Source organism: Micromonospora sp. WMMA1363 (assembly GCF_030345795.1).
Taxonomy (GTDB): Bacteria; Actinomycetota; Actinomycetes; order Mycobacteriales; family Micromonosporaceae; genus Micromonospora.
In genome coordinates this window covers 381,022-397,067 of sequence record NZ_JAUALB010000001.1, presented here as the reverse complement: position 1 = coordinate 397,067, position 16,046 = coordinate 381,022, and the positions used below count along the sequence as shown (strand labels likewise).

18 protein-coding genes are annotated in these 16,046 nt (G+C 74.3%); 4 read left to right on the top strand and 14 right to left on the bottom strand.

Features of this window, described 5'->3' with window-relative positions; all coding sequences use genetic code 11:
* Window positions 1-194: 194 nt before the first annotated feature.
* The 6 genes from QTQ03_RS01875 to QTQ03_RS01850 all read right to left on the bottom strand — a co-directional run bounded on the left by QTQ03_RS01875 (window position 195) and on the right by QTQ03_RS01850 (window position 4,949).
* Complete coding sequence (locus QTQ03_RS01875) at window positions 195-467, bottom strand: DUF4235 domain-containing protein (protein WP_289276424.1); 273 nt, start codon at window positions 465-467, stop codon at window positions 195-197.
* Complete coding sequence (locus QTQ03_RS01870; RefSeq protein ID WP_289276423.1) at window positions 464-778, bottom strand: DUF3618 domain-containing protein; 315 nt, start codon at window positions 776-778, stop codon at window positions 464-466. The genes QTQ03_RS01875 and QTQ03_RS01870 overlap by 4 nt, the downstream gene beginning before the upstream one ends.
* A complete protein-coding gene (locus QTQ03_RS01865) occupies window positions 775-1,209 on the bottom strand; it encodes a phage holin family protein (RefSeq protein WP_289276422.1) in 435 nt (144 codons plus the stop codon). Before QTQ03_RS01865 ends, QTQ03_RS01870 begins: the two co-directional genes overlap by 4 nt.
* Window positions 1,210-1,547: 338 nt before the next feature.
* A complete protein-coding gene (locus QTQ03_RS01860; protein WP_289276421.1) occupies window positions 1,548-2,786 on the bottom strand; it encodes a mechanosensitive ion channel family protein in 1,239 nt (412 codons plus the stop codon).
* Window positions 2,787-2,983: 197 nt separating this feature from the next.
* Window positions 2,984-3,349, bottom strand: a complete 366-nt coding sequence (locus QTQ03_RS01855) for a hypothetical protein (protein ID WP_289276420.1) — start codon at window positions 3,347-3,349, stop codon at window positions 2,984-2,986.
* A 115-nt stretch (window positions 3,350-3,464) separates the two neighbouring features.
* The gene (locus QTQ03_RS01850; RefSeq protein WP_289276419.1) at window positions 3,465-4,949 is read right to left on the bottom strand and encodes a glycoside hydrolase family 3 protein; all 1,485 of its coding nucleotides are present in this window, start codon (window positions 4,947-4,949) and stop codon (window positions 3,465-3,467) included.
* Window positions 4,950-5,124: 175 nt separating this feature from the next.
* On the opposite strand from QTQ03_RS01850, the gene QTQ03_RS01845 reads away from it, so the two are divergent.
* The 3 genes from QTQ03_RS01845 (at window position 5,125) to QTQ03_RS01835 (ending at window position 6,075) form a co-directional block, all read left to right on the top strand.
* A complete protein-coding gene (locus QTQ03_RS01845) occupies window positions 5,125-5,247 on the top strand; it encodes a hypothetical protein (RefSeq protein ID WP_289276418.1) in 123 nt (40 codons plus the stop codon).
* 61 nt (window positions 5,248-5,308) lie between these two features.
* The gene (locus tag QTQ03_RS01840; RefSeq protein WP_289276417.1) at window positions 5,309-5,488 is read left to right on the top strand and encodes a hypothetical protein; all 180 of its coding nucleotides are present in this window, start codon (window positions 5,309-5,311) and stop codon (window positions 5,486-5,488) included.
* 86 nt (window positions 5,489-5,574) lie between these two features.
* Window positions 5,575-6,075 (top strand): hypothetical protein, encoded by a 501-nt coding sequence (locus QTQ03_RS01835; protein WP_289276416.1) that lies wholly within the window; start codon window positions 5,575-5,577, stop codon window positions 6,073-6,075.
* 104 nt (window positions 6,076-6,179) lie between these two features.
* On the opposite strand, the gene QTQ03_RS01830 is transcribed toward QTQ03_RS01835, so the two are convergent.
* The 8 genes from QTQ03_RS01830 to QTQ03_RS01795 are packed head-to-tail and all read right to left on the bottom strand — an operon-like array spanning window position 6,180 to window position 14,819.
* Window positions 6,180-7,166 (bottom strand): DNA topoisomerase IB, encoded by a 987-nt coding sequence (locus QTQ03_RS01830; RefSeq protein WP_289276415.1) that lies wholly within the window; start codon window positions 7,164-7,166, stop codon window positions 6,180-6,182.
* A complete protein-coding gene (locus QTQ03_RS01825) occupies window positions 7,150-8,103 on the bottom strand; it encodes a glycosyltransferase family 9 protein (protein WP_289276414.1) in 954 nt (317 codons plus the stop codon). The genes QTQ03_RS01830 and QTQ03_RS01825 overlap by 17 nt, the downstream gene beginning before the upstream one ends.
* Entirely contained in the window at window positions 8,100-8,786 is a 687-nt protein-coding gene (locus tag QTQ03_RS01820; protein ID WP_289276413.1) for an SDR family oxidoreductase, read from the bottom strand. Before QTQ03_RS01820 ends, QTQ03_RS01825 begins: the two co-directional genes overlap by 4 nt.
* Window positions 8,783-10,297, bottom strand: a complete 1,515-nt coding sequence (locus QTQ03_RS01815; RefSeq protein WP_289276412.1) for a PfkB family carbohydrate kinase — start codon at window positions 10,295-10,297, stop codon at window positions 8,783-8,785. Before QTQ03_RS01815 ends, QTQ03_RS01820 begins: the two co-directional genes overlap by 4 nt.
* Before the next feature lie 10 nt (window positions 10,298-10,307).
* A complete protein-coding gene (locus QTQ03_RS01810; protein ID WP_289276411.1) occupies window positions 10,308-11,009 on the bottom strand; it encodes a D-sedoheptulose-7-phosphate isomerase in 702 nt (233 codons plus the stop codon).
* A complete protein-coding gene (locus QTQ03_RS01805; RefSeq protein WP_289276410.1) occupies window positions 11,006-12,226 on the bottom strand; it encodes a glycosyltransferase in 1,221 nt (406 codons plus the stop codon). The genes QTQ03_RS01810 and QTQ03_RS01805 overlap by 4 nt, the downstream gene beginning before the upstream one ends.
* On the bottom strand, window positions 12,211-13,188 hold the full coding sequence (locus QTQ03_RS01800) for a glycosyltransferase (RefSeq protein WP_289276409.1): 978 nt from the start codon (window positions 13,186-13,188) through the stop codon (window positions 12,211-12,213). The genes QTQ03_RS01805 and QTQ03_RS01800 overlap by 16 nt, the downstream gene beginning before the upstream one ends.
* On the bottom strand, window positions 13,185-14,819 hold the full coding sequence (locus QTQ03_RS01795; RefSeq protein WP_502889679.1) for an HAD-IIIA family hydrolase: 1,635 nt from the start codon (window positions 14,817-14,819) through the stop codon (window positions 13,185-13,187). The genes QTQ03_RS01800 and QTQ03_RS01795 overlap by 4 nt, the downstream gene beginning before the upstream one ends.
* A 428-nt stretch (window positions 14,820-15,247) precedes the next feature.
* Here QTQ03_RS01795 and QTQ03_RS01790 point away from each other — a divergent pair, with 428 nt between their 5' ends.
* Window positions 15,248-16,015 (top strand): polyprenol monophosphomannose synthase, encoded by a 768-nt coding sequence (locus tag QTQ03_RS01790; protein ID WP_289276407.1) that lies wholly within the window; start codon window positions 15,248-15,250, stop codon window positions 16,013-16,015.
* The last annotated feature ends 31 nt before the right edge of the window (window positions 16,016-16,046 follow it).

Genomic DNA, 16,046 nt, shown 5'->3' with positions numbered 1-16,046 from the left:
CTCAACCCACGCCATCTCGACAACAGCGTGGAACAGCAAACCACGTACGCAAAAACTCTGCACAGCCTACCGGACGAAATTCTCCGACATGTGACCTGCCGGACGCCGAAGATCCGCTCGGCGGCGTCCCCCGCGCCACGCGAAAGGCCCCCGCACCGTTCGAGCGTCGGCGAGGGGGCCCAGGTCAGGTGGTCTCAGTCCGGCCAGCGGCCAGTCAGCCGGCGGACGCCAACCGCGCCGCCGCGATCCACGGCCGCCCGGACCACCGCGAAGATGGCCCCCTGCAACGCCGCCGCCGCGAGGATCTCGCCCCAGCCACGGTCCTCATCGGTCGCGTTCGGCGCCTCACCGTCGCCCGCCGTCACTCTCCACACTTGGCGGAAGACGGCCCCCGCGACCACCCCGGCGGCGATGCCCATCAACACGCCGACCGGCTTGTACGCCGCCTTTCCGATCCCCCGGCTCACCGCCGCCTCCCTCGGACGATCATCAGCACGACGGCCGCGGCCAGCGCGCCCGCCGCCAGCGCGACGAACGGCGCCGCGTTGCCCCGCACCCGCTCGCCCCGGTCCCGGGCCTGCCCACGCATCCGGGCCACCGTCATCGTTGCCTGCTCCCGCATCCGTTCCCTCGCCTGCTCGGTGGAGGACCTCAGGCGCTTCTTCACGTCGGCTTTGGCGGCCAACGCCTCCATCGTCTCGCCGAGCTCGACCCGGGTCCGCCGGATCTCCTCCCGCAGTGCCTCGGTGTCTCCGCTGCCCCGCCCGTTGCCGGTCATGCCCGCCTCCCGTCCTTGACCGCGGCGGTGACGGTGTCGACGTCCGCGCGAACGCTGCGTACCGTGGCCGCGGGCACCGGCGGGACCGCCTGGCTGACCTGCCTCTTGCCGACCAGGGCAAGGATGCCCGCGCCCGCGAACAGCGCCACCGCGACGAGCAGGGCAGCCGCCCACGCGGGCAGCACCAGGTCCAGCAGCAGGATCGCGGTCGCGACCAGGGCACCGAGGCCGTAGAGCGCCAGCGCACCACCGCCACCGAAGAGGCCGATGCCGATCCCGGCGTGCCTGCCCTTCTGGGTCAGCTCCGCCCGGGCCAGGGCAAGCTCGTCACGGACCAGGCGGGAGACCTGCTCCGTGGCCCGCTGCACAAGCTCGGCGGTGGACGGGTCGCTCCCGGCCCGGGTCGTGCGGGCATTCGCCACGTCAGCCATACTGCCCTCCTTTCATCATCACCGCGCTGTATGCCCGGAGCCGGCGCCCGTCAATCCTGCGCCGGCCGTCCGACCGCCGTGTCCCCGCGACCAACCGGAAGCCGCGGGGTGTCGGGCAGCAGTCCCCCCAATTCGCCGGGCCAAACCTGTCCGGCCCCATGCCGCCCAACGGCGTCCACGGTAGGAGGTCACGGCAACCTTCCGCCGACCATGCCAGCGCGGTGGGCCGCACCGTACCGGAGCCCGGGCCGCGGGCAGCGTGGACCGCGTGCTTGCCCGCGAAGGCGGCGAGCACGGGCACCGGAGGACGACGCGGGCTCACGGGAGAGTGGGACGGGTCAGCGTCGGGCCTCGACGGGTTCGTCGGCGTCGCCGAGGACCTCGTCGCGGGTGGCGCCGTCGTCGGGACCGAGGAACGCCCCGCTGCGGGCGGCACCGTCGTCGCTGCCCCCGAAGAGCCGCGCGTCATCGTGCATCCCGCCGTCGGCCCGCGGGCGGCGCACCGGGCGCCCGGACTGCACCCACTGCCAGGACAGGTTGCTGCCGGCGTCACCCACCTCGGCACGCGTCCGGGGCATGGCGGTCGGCAGCTGGTCCCGCACCCAGGCGACCAACTGCTCGCGAACCAGGCAGCGCAGGTCCCACAGGCTCCCGGCGTTCGCCGCGCTGACCAACGCGCGGACCTTGATCATCCCGCCGGTGGCATCGGTGACCTGGAGCACACACACCCGGCCGTCCCACAACTCGCTGCCGTTCACCAGGCGGCGCAGCTCCTCCCGCATCGCCTGCACGGGAATCGACCAGTCGACGTCGAACTCGGCGGTGCCCAGCACCGCCGAGTCGCTGCGGGTCCAGTTCTGGAAGGGCTGGCTGGTGAAGTACGACGTGGGCAGGATCAGCCGTCGGTCGTCCCAGATGTGCACCACCACGTAGCTGAGGGTCAGCTCCTCGATCCGGCCCCACTCCCCCTCGACCACCACGACGTCGCCGAGTCGGACGGCGTCGCTGAACGCGAGCTGGAGTCCGGCGAAGACGTTGCCGAGCAGGCTCTGGGCGGCCAACGCGGCCACGACACCGACCACACCGGCGCTGGTCAGCACACCGGCGCCGATGCTGCGGACGGCGGGGAAGGTCATCAGCATCACGCCGAGGGCGAGGATCACGATCACCGCGACCGTCAGCCGGCGGAGCATGACCACCTGGGTGCGTACCCGCCGGGCGTGCCGGTTGTCGGGCACGTCCAGTCGGAACCGCACCAGCGCGGTGTCCTCGGCCACCAGCAGCAGCGCCGCGACCAGCCAGGCCGTGGTCGCTATCACCGCGAGCACCAGCAGGTGCAGCAGAGCCTTCCGCCAGCCGGTGCCGATCGCGTACTCGGTGGTGAACCGGACGGCGAACTGGACGGCGAGGACGGTGGTCGCCACCTGGAACGCGCGGTGCGCGTGCTCGGCCAGCTCGATCATCAGCGACGATCGGCGGCCGAGCCGCCGGATCACCCGGTGCACGACCTCCACCACGAACACGGCGGTCACCGCCGCGGCGAGCGCGGCGATGACCGTCCCGAGGTAGCTCTGCAAGGCACTCTCCTCTTCAACCGGACGCGGCGGTTCAGGCAAAGGCCCAATGGTGCCGGCGATCGGTGGAATCGACCAGTTTCAGACCTTGCGGTAGCGGACCGAAGGAAGCAAGTACCCGCCGAAGGCGGCGATGCCGAGCGACGAGCACGAGCGGGATCGGTCCGTGGGACCGATCCCGCTCACTGCCGACGGCCGGCTCAACCGCCCGGATTCGCCGAGATCCGGACGGTGACCTGCCGGTCGGTCACGGTGTCCAGGGTGACCGAGACGCCACCCACCTCGACCGCCTGCTGACCGGTGGTCAGCGTCAGCTGCTCGCCGGCGACCTCGACGGTCACCTGATCGTCCTGCGCGCCGACCAGCTTGACGTCAACACCGAGGACGCTGGTCCGGGCGTCGACGCCCCGGTCGAAGGTGACCGCGCAGCCGTTCAGGCCACAGTCGGTCGAGGCGCCCTCGGAGCTGCAACCGGCCAGCACGAGCACACCGAGCGCAAGGCCGGCGAGCAGGCCGGCGGCCCGACGGATGAAGTTCGGCGGAAGGTCAACGCGTCGGCTCGTCACGGCCCAAGGGTACGAGACGGCGGCGACGACATCCGCCCGAGGTGATCATTGGCGCGGAGGGGGGTTCTCGGTTCACCGACCGGCTGCTGCCCGAACCGGAGCCGCGTGGCGAAGGTCACGGCGCGCCGGTGAGCATCTCGGCGGCGGCGACGCCGGCAGCCCGGGTGGCGCCGTGGGTGGCGATGTGCACCCGGCCGGCGACCAGCTCGGGCACGCCCAGCTCGACGACGACCGCGTCCGGGCGGACTGCCAGCGCACGGTCGACGGCGGCCCGCATCCACGGGTGCCGGTGCAGGTCGCGCACCACCAGCACGACGCGGCGACCGACAGCGCCGGCGGTCGGGTCACCGGGCACGTCGACCTCGGCGTACCGGACCGCGGTGGTCCCCGGCAGCAGGTCGGTCAACGGGCCGGCGAGACCCCACGGCGTCTCCGGGCCGATCGCGATGTTTCGCGGCGGCTCGAACTCGACCACGTGCGCGGGCCCGACCAACGGCAACGCGCCCTGACCTGCCCGGGTCGTGGTGACACGCACGGCACGGCGGGCGGCGGCGAGCCCGACGCCGGAGCTCGCCCGGGGCGGGCGGTCGGTCCGCGCGGCGACGGCCCAGGCGGCGAGCTGGCCGACCCGCTTCGCCGCCTCGGTGAGCCGTTCCTCCGGCAGCGTCCCGGCGACGACCGCGGCCACGATCGCGTCCCGCAGTTGCTGGGCCGCGTCCTCGTCGGCCCGCTCGCCGCCGACGCAGATCGCGTCGGCGCCGGCGGCCAGGGCCCGCACCGCCGCGCCCGCGAAGCCGTACCGGTCGGTGACCGCCCGCATCTCCATCGCGTCGGTGACGATCACGCCGGAGAACCCCAGCTCGTCTCGGAGAAGACCGGTGAGGATCCGGCCGCTCAGGGTAGCCGGCAGCTCCGGGTCCAGGGCGGGTACCAGCAGGTGGCCGGTCATCACCGCCTGCACCCCGGCGGCCACGGCCGCGCGGAACGGGGCCAGCTCCACGGCGTCCAGCCGGGGCCGGTCGCCGACGATCCGGGGCAGGTCGTGGTGCGAGTCGATCCGGGTGTCGCCGTGCCCGGGAAAGTGTTTGGCGCAGGCCGCGACGCCGCCGGACTGGAGCCCGCGCACCCAGGCGGCAGTGTGCCGGGCGACCAGGGCCGGTTCGGCACCGAACGAGCGCACGCCGATCACCGGGTTGTTCGGGTCTGAGTTGACGTCGGCGTCCGGCGCATAGTCGAGGGTGACACCGAGGGCGGCGAGATCCGCGCCGAGGTCCCGGGCCACCTCCTCGGTCAGCGCCGGGTCGTCCACGGCACCCAGCGCGAGATTGCCGGGTCGGGAGCTCCCTCGGCCGGATTCGATCCGGGTCACGTCGCCGGCCTCCTCGTCGATGGCGACGAGGACGTCGGGGCGCTCCGCGCGCAGGGCCGCGGTGAGCGCGGTGACCTGCCCCGGGTCGACCACGTTGCGGGCGAAGAGGACCACCGAGCCGAGCCCGTCGCCGAGCCAGCGGCAGATCCAGGGTGGTGGGGTGGTGCCGACGAAGCCGGGTTGCAACACGGCGGCGGCCAGCGAGGTGAGACTCCGCTCGGGAATGGTCACGCCTCCACCCCGGCCTGCTCCTCGATTCGGTCACTCATGCAGTCGCCGCCCCCGTCCCTCCCGCACCATGGCAGCACCGCCACCAGCGGCGGTGCTGCCATGCTCACACCGCGCGAGCGAATAGTCAATAAACTTTACAGTTGCTGGGACGGCCGGCGGCCGGGACAGTGCGGAGATGAACTCCGTACTGCTCGCCGAGGCGACGAGCCCCGCTGACGTCCCCGGCGTACGCCTGCTCGGCGTGGTGGTGGGCGGCCTGCTGCTGCTGGCCGCGATCCGGGCGGTCTTCCGCCGGTGACGGCCGGGCGGTCACCCGCGGTGCCCGTCGCGCGTGCCGGTAGCCGCGCGCCCGGAACCGGGTGGTCGGCGCACCAGCGCCGGCCGGCGCCAGCAGCAACGGTCGGTGCGCCGCCGCCGACGACGAGGTGCAGCCCGGCGCCGACCCGCCCCGGAACTCGCGGCCCGGGCCGGCCGCGACCAGCTGCGAGGGTTGGTCGGTCAGCGTGGCGTCCGAACAGGGCCTGCTGACGCTGGACTAGCCTGAGGCGGCCGTCCCGGCGGGCGGTTGGGAACGCCGCGGCGAGAGCGGTCGCGGCGGCGCAGGAGCGAGAGAGGGAGCGGTGCCGTGGTCGAGCAGCCGGCGTACACCGGGTTCGGTTTCACCGACGAGGAGTGGGGATTGCTGGTCGGCCTGCCGCAGGCGGTGCTGACGGCGGCGAGCGCCGCGGAGTCCGACGGGACCCGGCGCACGATGGCCGAGAACGCGGCCGGCCTGGACACCATCTCCGCCGGGCGTGAGTCAGCCAGCCCGCTGGTGGCCGCGGTGGCCGGCGAGGTTGTCACCCGGGTTGGGGATCCCGAGACCGGCGCGGAGCTGCCGGTGATCGCTCCGGCGGACCCGCGGGCGCTGCTGGAGGACGTGCTGGGCCGGGCCAAGGCTGCGGTGACGCTACTCGCCGCCAAGGTGGACGAGGGCGAGGCCGGGGCGTACCGACACTGGTTGGTCGAGATCGCCGAACACGTGGTGAGCGCCGTGTCGAGCGGCGGCATCCTCGGCCTCGGCGGCGTGGTCAGCGATTCGGAGCGGCGGTTCCGGGACCGGCTGGCCCAGATACTCGACGACTGACCGGGCACGACCGGCGGCGGTGGTCCCGGTCGCCTCGCGATCCCGGCTCCGCCGCTGCCTCACCAGGGCTGCCGACAGAACCGGTTACCGGGCGCCGGCGCCGGTCAGTCCTTCTCCAGCAGCTCCAGAACGGCCCGCTCGGCGTCCTCGCGCCGGGTCCGGTCGCCGCCGAGCGGCACCACCACGCCGTCGTGGTAGAGATCCACCACCCGAGGATCAACGTAGGACGTCCGGGCCACGGTCGGGGTGTTGCCGAGCAGCTCCGCCACCGCCCGCATGACCGCGGCGACCGCTCTCCGGCGCGCGGTGACCGACCGCTGCCGACCGACGGTGGCCAGTTCGATGGCCGCCAGCACCGTGGCGTGCCAGGTACGGAAGTCCTTCGCCGTCATCTCGCCACCGCTGGCGGCGCGCAGGTACTCGTTCACCTCGTCGCTACGCACGTCGCGCCAGTCCCGACCGTCCCAGTATCCGAAGAGACGGTCGGCGGCACGGCGCCGACGCCGCAGGTTGACCAGCACCTGGCAGAGCTCCGGATCCTCGATCCGGCGGACGAAATCGACACCGCCCTTGGCCGGGAACTCGAAAACCACGCAGCCGCGGCGGGAGCGGGCGTGCTCCGGGCGCAGGGTGGACACCCCGAAGGTGGGATCGTCCCCGGCGGCATACTGGTCGCTGCCGACCCGGAACATGCCCATGTCGAGCAGCCGGGCCACGGTGGCGAGAACCCGGTCCCGGTTCAGGCCCCGGCCGTCGAGGTCCTGCGCGATGCGCTCGCGCAGCCGGGGCAGCCGGTGGGCGACCTCCAACACGTGGTCGAACTTCGCCGCGTCGCGCCGGCGCCGCCACTCCGGGTGGTACAGGTACTGCTTGCGGCCGGCGGCATCGATGCCGGTGGCCTGGATGTGCCCGTTCGGGTACGGCGAGATCCACACGTCCTGCCAGGCCGGCGGGATCACCAGTTCCCGCAGCCGCACCAGCTGGTCCGGCTCGCGGACCAGCCCGCCAGCCGGGTCGAGGAACATCCAGCCCGCGCCGCGCTGGCGACGCCGGTACCCCGGCCGGCCCGGGTCGCTACGCCGCAACCGCACGGATCGTCCGCGCCGACTGTTCCACCTCGTCCAAGGCGGCCAGCACCTCGTCGACCGCCACGGAGGCCAGCGACGGATGCGGTCCCACCCCCGTCCAGCCCGGCCAGTCCCGCCCGTCGACGCACAGCGCCCGGTGGTACGGCCGGTCGGCTGGCGGCCCCCAGCGGGCGGGGGCGACCGGGCCGAAGAGCAGGACCGACGGGGTGTGGTAGGCGGTGGCGAGGTGGGCGATGCCGGTGTCGCCGCTGACCAGTAGTCGGGCGTGGGCGACCAGGGCGGCGAGGTCGTGCAGATCGGTGCGGCCGGCGAGGTTGGCGTGGTCGGGGAGCCCGGCGAAGCGGGTGACCTGCCGGGCCAGGGGGGCTTCGGCGGCGCTACCGGTGACGACGACCCGATGGCCGGTGGCGGTGAGGTGGCGGGCGACGGCGGCGAACCGCACGGGCGGCCAGCGCTTCGCGGGGACCTTCGAGCCGGGGTGTACCACGCTCACCCCGGTCGGCGTCGATCCCGCGGCCGGCCGCCGTAGGGCCAGGTCCCCCGGATCGGCGGACACCCCGTACGCCTCGAGCAATCCGCACCAGCGGCGCACCTCGTGCGCGTCCTGCGCCCAGTCCGGGCCATCGTGGTGGCCGGCGTCGGCGTTGGCGAAGGCGAGCAGCCGGCCGGGACGGGTGGCGGCGAGCACACGGTGCGACTGCGGGCCGCGCCCGTGCAGGTTCACCGCGACCCGCGGCCGCCCGACCGACCGGTCGAGTTGCCCGAGCCCGTCGGCGGGCACCAGCCGGTCGACCACCCCCACCAGGTCGACCAGGGGAGCCAGCCAGGCCGGCGCGGCGAGGACGAGCTCCCGGTGGGGGTAGGCGCCGCGCAGGGCGCGTAGCGCCGGCACGGCGGTTGCCAGGTCGCCGACGCCGAGGGCCCGCAGGACGAGGATCACGGGTACGAGGACTCCTGTTCGGCGCAGACGACCAGTTCACGGACGGCGCAGCCGGCGGGTTGACTGAGGACGAACATGATCGCCGCGGCGGTGTCGGCGGGATCGTTGAGGTTGGCGTCGGGACCCGGCTTGTACCGTTCGTCGCGGTCGTCGAAGAAGGCGGTGCGCATCCCGCCGGGCACCAGCAGGGTCACCCCGACCCGGCCGGCGAGTTCGGCGGCCAGGGCGCGGGTGAACCCGACCACGCCGAACTTCGCGGCGCAGTACGCCGTGGCGTCACCGACCGCCTTCACCCCCAGCGTCGAGGCGACCGTGACGACCCGCCCTCGGGACGCCTCGAGAAGGGGCAGGGCCGCCCGGATGACGGCAGCGGTGGCGAGCAGGTCCACCGCCACGATCCGGTCCCACGTCTCCCCCGGCACCTCGGCCAGCCGGCCCGGCACGTCGATACCGGCCGCGGTGACCACCGCGTCCAGCCCACCGGCGCGCTCGGCGAGCCGCCGGGTGGCCGTCTCGGCGGCCCGGGTGTCGGCCAGGTCGCACTCCATCCACGGCACCCCGTCCGCCGGGGACCGCCGGTCCAGCACCAGGGGGCGTCCGCCGGCCCGGGCGACGGCGGCGACGACGGCGGCCCCGAGCCCGCTCGCCCCGCCCGTGACCAGCACCGTCGACCCGGCCCTCATCGCGTTCCCTCCGCCGGGCGGCGGGACCCGGCCGGCGCGCTCCCCAGCGTGTTGGTCGCCGGCACCGTGTCGGCGAGCCGCGATCCGCCGTACCGGGCGCCCCGCTCGCGCGCGGCGGCGATCATCGCGGTCGTGGATCGCCCATCCAGGTACGGCACCACAACGGTGTGCCCGCCCCAGCGGCGCAGCAGATCCGCCTCCGGCAACGCCGGCTCGCCACCGCCGGTGGTGTAGTCACCACCCTTGACCCAGACGTCCGGCCGGAGCCAGGTCAGCGCCGCGAGCGGGGTCGACTCGTCGAAGATCACGACTGCGTCCACACAGCTCAGCGCCGCGAGCAGCCGCGCGCGGTCTTCCTCCGACAGCACCGGCCGGTCCGGGCCCTTCAACGCGGACACACTCGCGTCGGAGTTCAGGCAGACCACCAGACAGTCGCCGAGCTGCCGGGCAGCCTGCAACGTCGCCACGTGTCCCGCGTGCAGGAGATCGAAGCAGCCGCCGGTGGCCACCACGGTGCCGCCTCCCGCGCGTATCTCGGACACCACCGCCGAGGCCGCCGCCACGCCGATCCGCTCCCCCGCGACGCCCGACACCGCCGGTCCCGGGGGCCGGATCGGCGGCGGGAGCGCGGTCGCCACTCCCCCACCGGCCACGTACGCCGACGCCTCGGCCACCGCCTCCTGCACCGCCTCGGAGACCAGCGCGCCGCGGGCCAGGGCGACGCTGGCCTCGGCCGCGAACCGGTCCCCGGCGCCGCAGGTGTCCCCGTCCGCCGTCGCCGGCGCCGCCACCACCAGCGGAGTCGACCCGGCGTGGCAGAGCACCGCCCCGTCCGCGCCCAGGGTCACCGCGACCGCCCCCGCCCGCCAGCGGCGACGCAGGCCCTGGGCCCCCCGAGAGGCGGCGGCCAGCCGTGTTCCACCCGGCGGGACGCTCGCCAACTCGCGCACCTCGGACTCGTTCGGCGTGACCAGGTGCACTCCGGGCACGGCCGCCGGTCCCCGCGGGTGCGGATCCCAGACCACCGGCGCCCGCGTCGCGGCCAACGCCGCCCGCAGGGAGGGTTGCCGGGCCACCCCTCGGCCGTAGTCACTGACCAACACCGCCGACGCCTTGGCGAGTAACCGCAGCACGGCCTCGGACGGCGCACCCGGCTCACCGGCGACACCGCCCCGGTCGTGGCGCAGCAGCACCCGGCCCCGGGCTCGCAGCCGAATCTTCTCCGGCGTGGCGCCGGGCAGTCCGAGCGCATAGACCTGAACCCCGGCGGCGGTGAGCAGCGAGCTGAGCCGGGCCCCGCCGGCGTCGTCGGCCAGGGCGGTCACCAGGACCACCTCGATGTCCGGCGCCGCCGCCGCGAACGTCGCGGCCAGACCGGCACCGCCGGGCCGATCGGCGTTCGAGGTCTCGTCCAAAACCGGCACCGGCGAGTCCGGGCAGAGCCGGTTGACCGCCCCTTCCACGTCGCGGTCGAGCAGGGTGTCGCCGACCACCACCACGGGTCCCGTCACGCTTCCCTCCTCATCGCGCCTCGACCTGCCGCCCGCGGTCCAGCACGACCTCGACCCCGGCCTGCACGGAACCGGCCGCCGGCGCGACGGCCCCGCCTTCCGCTGGCTCGGCGACCGGTGGGTCGGGCGGCGCGCCGGGGGCTGCCGGAAGCGCCCGCTCGACGTACTCGCACAGCAGGTGGCTGGAGACCAGGTGCAGCTCCTGGACCACCTGGCTGTCCGGGGAGTCGACGGCGAGCGTCTCGTCGCACAGCTCGGCGAGCGGGTTGGGGGTGGGCCCGGTGAAGGCCCAGCAACGCAGTCCGCTCCGCCGGGCGGCGTGGGCGGCGTGGCGCAGGTTGGTGCTGGCACCGCTGGTGGACAGGAGCAGAAGAATGTCGCCGGGTCGGCCGTGGGCCCGGACCTGGCGGGCGAACACCTCGTCGTAGCCGTAGTCGTTGCCGATGGCGGTGACGGCGGAGGTTTCGGCGTGCAGGGCGATGGCGGACAGGGGTCGGCGGTCGTCGCGGAGTTTGCCGACGAGCTCGGCCGTGAGGTGCTGGGCCTCGGCCGCGCTGCCGCCGTTGCCGGCCACCAGCAGCCGGCCGCCCGCGACGAGCCGGCGCGCGAGGGTTTCCCCCCACCGGGCCAGCAGTTCCTCGCACCGCCGGTACGGCAGCAGGGCCGCGGCCAGGTTCGCCAGATGGACGTCGAGCAGGGAGCGACCCGTCATCCGGCCACCACCCGCGTGGCGCGCCCGATGGCAGCCACCTCGCCGTAGACCTCGGCCAGTCGCTCGGCCGTGGCCGCCCACGAGTACCGCTCCCGAGCCCGCTCGCGGGCGGTCGCCGCGTACGCGAACCGGCGGATCCGGTCGTCCAGCAGCCGCTGGATCGCGGTGCCCAGGGCGCGGGGGTCGCGTGCCGGCACCAGGTCCCCGGTGACCCCGTCGACCACGGTGTCCTTGATCCCGCCCACCGCCGTCCCGATCACCGGCACGCCGCAGGCCATCGCCTCCAGCGGGGTCAGCCCGAACGGCTCGTACCAGGGGGCGGCCACCAGCAGGTCGGCCGACCGGTACCAGCGCCCCATCTCCTCCTTGGGCACCGCGCCGACCAGCTTCACCCGGTCGGCCACCCCGCAGGAGTGCGCCAGCGCGCGCAGCCGGCGCGCGTACGGGTCGCTCTCCAGCAGGCCAGCCGGTGGCCCGCCGACCACGACACACTCGGCTGTCGGCACGTGGGCCATCGCCCGGATGACGGTCTGGAAGCCCTTCCGTTCGACCAGGCGGCCGACGGTGAGGATGCGGGGACGTCCGTCCTCCCGATCGGCGGCCGGGCCGAGCGGGGCGAAGGTACCGAGGTTGACCCCGGACGGGACGACCGTCATCCGGGACCGGGGCACCCCCATCCGAACCAGCTCCCCCACCTCGTCCTGGCACTGGGCGATGACCCGGTCCACCGACCGGCCGAGTTCCCGCTCGTAGCCGATCCGGCGGGCCGGGCTGGTGTCCTGCACGCCCTGGTGCCGCCGCTTCACCACCCCGAGCGCGTGGTAGGTCTGCACCACGGGCACTCCGGTCCGCCGGCCCGCCGCGAGCGCGGCGAGACCGCTCATCCAGAAGTGCGCGTGGATCACCTCCGGCAGCCACTCCCCGCCGCGCCAGCGGTCGGCCAGCCATCGGCTGAACTGCCGCATGTGCGGCAGTAGCGCGTCCTTCGCGACCGGCTCGGCCGGGCCCGCCGGGACATGCACCACCTCGTAACCGTCCGGGCTGTGCACCGTCGCCGGCAGGTCGACGGCGTCCTGGCGGGTGTAGACCCGCACATCGTGCCCGGCTGCCACGAGGGCGGCGGAGAGCTCGGCGACATGCGTGTTCTGGCCACCGGCGTCCTCGCCGCCGAGGACGGCGAGCGGGCTGGCATGCTCCGAGATCATCGCGATGCGCATACTTCCTCCTCCAGCAGCCGGTCCCAGTCGGCGAGGAAACGATCGAGCCCGTACCGGTCCCGCGCGACGGCGCGGGCGGCGACGCCGGCCCGGCGTGCCTGCGCCGGGTCCGCCATCAGCCGTCGGGCCGCGTCCAGCAGGTCCTCGACCCGGGTGGAGAGGGTTCCGGCCCCGGGTGGCACCGCCATCACCGCCTCCGTGGTGGCCAGCGCGACGACCGGCATCCCGATCGTCATCGCCTCGATCAGGCTCAGCCCGAGCGAGGTCCACCGGCACAGGTGCAGGTACGCCCGCCGCCGCCCCAACTCGGCGTGCATCCGAGCCTGCGGCAGGTCGTCGTGGCTGGTCAGCCGGTCGGCCGGCAGGCCCAGGTGGTCGGCGAGCCCGGCCACCTTCATGCCGAAGACGTCCAGCGGAGCGACCTCGGCGAACCGCGGCAGCAGGTCCGTGCCGGTGACCCGCCAGCGGCGTACCGGCTCGTTGATCACCACGGCGAGCCGGTCCAGTTCGCCGGTGTACTCGACCGTCGGCGGCACGACGCCGTGGTCGACCACGGTGGTCCGGGTGGACCCGGTGTCCCAGAAGAGCTGGTTGAACGCCGTCACGTGGACAATCAGCAGGTCGCCGCGGTCGGCCATCGGGTGTCGGCTGGTGGGGACGTCGCCGTCCTTCGGCGTGTTGTGCTCGACGAAGATCGCCGGCAGGTCGCGGCCCGGCCGTCGGCCCAGCCACTCGGCGGCCAGGTCGTGCTCCTCCGGACGTTGCAGGATGACGAGGTCGACCTCGGCGGCGCGCAGCTGATCGGGGGTCACCTCGACAGCGCTGTCCGGCCAGGAGTAGGTGCGGGCCCGGCCGAGACCGTACGGGCCACGGTCGGGTGTGACCGGCACCAGGTACCGGTGCTTGCCATGCACGAACGACGTGGTCCACGAGCCGTGCACGTGCCAGAGCAGGACGTTCATCGGCCGCTCCGGCCGACCGTCGGGACCACCGACGCCCGCCGCGCCGGGAGTACGCCCAGCAACGCCAACGCGTCCATGACCTCCCGGGGGGTGATCCGGCTGAGGCAGGGGTGACCGGGCACCGGGCAGCGGGCCGCCCGGGTGTCCCGGCAGGCGGCACCGGCGTCGCCGAGCCGGACCGTCGGCACCCGCCACGGCCCCCACTGTCCGAACGGGACGGTCGGTGCGAAGAGGCTGACCACCGGGACGCCGTACGCCGCGGCGAGGTGGGCGGGGCCGGTGTTGCCGACCACCACGGCGGCGGCGCCGGCCACGGTCGCCGCCAGCTCGGCGAGTCCGGTCGCGCCACCGAGGTCGACGGCCTCGCCACCGGCGACGCGCCCGGTCAGCTCCGCCTCGTTGGCGCCTCCGGTGACCACCACCCGGTGTCCCGCGTCGGTCAGCGCCCGGACGATCGCCCTCGCCAGCTCCGGCGGCAGTCCCCGGGCCTGGGCCGCGGACCCGGGGTGCACGACCACGTAGCCCGGCGGGCCGAGCCGCGGCGGCGCCGCCCGCACCGGGCGCAGGCGCAGGGTCGGATCGTCGTGCTCGGGTAGGGCGAACCCGGCCGAGGCGGCCAGGGACAGAGCGCGTTCCGGTTCGGGTACCCCGGCGGGAACCCGGTGCCGGACGTCGAGGAGGCTGCCGGGGTAGTCGTCGCTGATCGCGGCGATCCGACCGACGCCGACGGTGCGCAGCAGCAGCGCCAGGGGCAGCGGGCTCTGGTGGTAGCTGGTGAAGATGACCGCCTCGTCGGCGGCGACCGCCGCGAGCCGGTGGGCGAGCGCGGCGATGTCGTCGGGATCGACCGGTGCGGGAGCGGGATCGATCCACGGCAGGCGGTGCTCGATGATCTCACCGACGCCGGGAAGCAGCTGGGCGGCGGCGCGACCGCGGGGCCCGCACAGCAGCACCACCCGCTCGGCGTGGGCGGCGACCGCGCGGATGGCGGGTCCGGTGACCAGCACGTCCCCGGCCGAGTCGGAGCGCACCACCAGCACGGTGCCGGCCCGCCGAGCGGAACCACCCGCACCGGCCGCCAGCACGGTGGCGGGGGTCGCCGGCCGGTAGCGGCCCGATTCCATCGCGGCCTGCCGGCACAGGATCTCCTCGATTGCGCCCGGCAGGTCCGCAGCCACCCATCCGGCCGCGTCGACCTCCTCCGGGCGGGTCACCGGTGTCGGCACCAGCACCGCCTGCGCCCCCGCCGCGAGGGCGGCAGTGACATCCCGACCGATGTCGCCCACCACCACGCACCGCCGCGGCACCGTTCCCAGCACGCGGGCGGCGGCGTGCACCAACCCGGGCGCCGGCTTCCGACAGCCGCACCCGTCCGCGTCGTCGTGCGGGCACACCAGCCAGGCGTCGAATCCCCCCAGCAACTGCTCGATTCGGGCGTGCACCGCCCGCAGCTGCGCCTCGGTGACCAGCCCCCTGGCCAACCCCGACTGGTTCGTCACCACCGCCAGCCGCAGACCGGCTGCCCGCAACCGGTCCAGCGCGGCCCGCGCCCCCGCCACCGGCCGGACCTTCTCCGGATCTCCGTTGTACGGCACGTCCTCGATGAGCGTGCCGTCCCGATCCAGCAACACCGCATCGAACAGGGTCGGGCCGGCGCGCCCCTGGCCAGCACCGGCACCGATCCGGGCTGACCTGCACTGATCCGGCTCAACGTGTCGCACAGCCGGCGGGTTCCCGGCGCCCCGGGGAGTAAACATCATCTTCGCGGTGGCACCCGTGCCGCGCCGGGCGGCGGTGTCGACACGTCGGCCCGCGGTGGCCTTACCCGCCGTCCCCGAGAAGTTAACCAGATCATCCGTCAGCCTGGATGGCGGCGAGGGCACGCGCGCAACGAACGGTGCTGACGGAAGGGCGTGGTCCGGAGCCGGCCTGGACGGTGCCGGGCGACGGGCCGCACCGCCGGCCGGCGGAACCACCGGGAAAGGGGAGCAATGACAACACGCACGGTGAGACTGGCTACCCTCTCAGGGAGCCTGTCCGCGAACCGAGGATGTCCGACATGACTGAACCCGTGCAGTTGCCGTCACCCTGGCGGGACGCACGCCTGACCGTGGTGGTGCCGACCTACAACGAGGCGGGCAACCTCCCGGTGCTGGTGGAGCGGCTCCTCGCGCTGCCGCTGCCGGGGCTCAAGATCCTCGTGGCGGACGACAACTCGCCGGACGGCACCGGCGAGGTCGCGGACAAGCTGGCCATCGAACACCCGGACCGGATCGTGGTGGTCCACCGCGCCGGTAAGGAGGGTCTGGGGCGCGCGTACGTCGACGGCATGGGGCGCGCCCTCGCCAGCGGTGCCGAGTTCGTCGCGCAGATGGACGCGGACCTGTCGCACCCCCCGGAGGCACTGCCCGGCATGCTCGGCGCGCTGCTGTCCACCCACGCGGGCGTGGTGATCGGTTCCCGTTACGTGCCCGGTGGGGAGTTGGACGAGAACTGGCCGATGTACCGCCGGGCGCTCAGCGGCTGGGCCAATCTCTACGTCCACACCCTGCTGCGGGTACGCATCAGAGACCTCACCGCCGGCTTCAAGATCTGGCGGGCGGACGCGCTGCGCGACATCGGCCTGGACCGGGTGCAGTCCAACGGTTACAGCTTCCAGGTGGAGATGCACTACCTGGCCACCAGGCTGGGGCACACGATCCTCGAGGTGCCGATCCGGTTCGAGGAGCGGCGGGACGGCGCCTCGAAGATGACCACCGCGACCAAGATCGAAAGCGCGTTGATGCCGTTCAGGCTGCGCAGCAAGCACCGAAACATCACCCGCTGACGGCCGCTGCCCACCCCGGCCGCATCCGGCA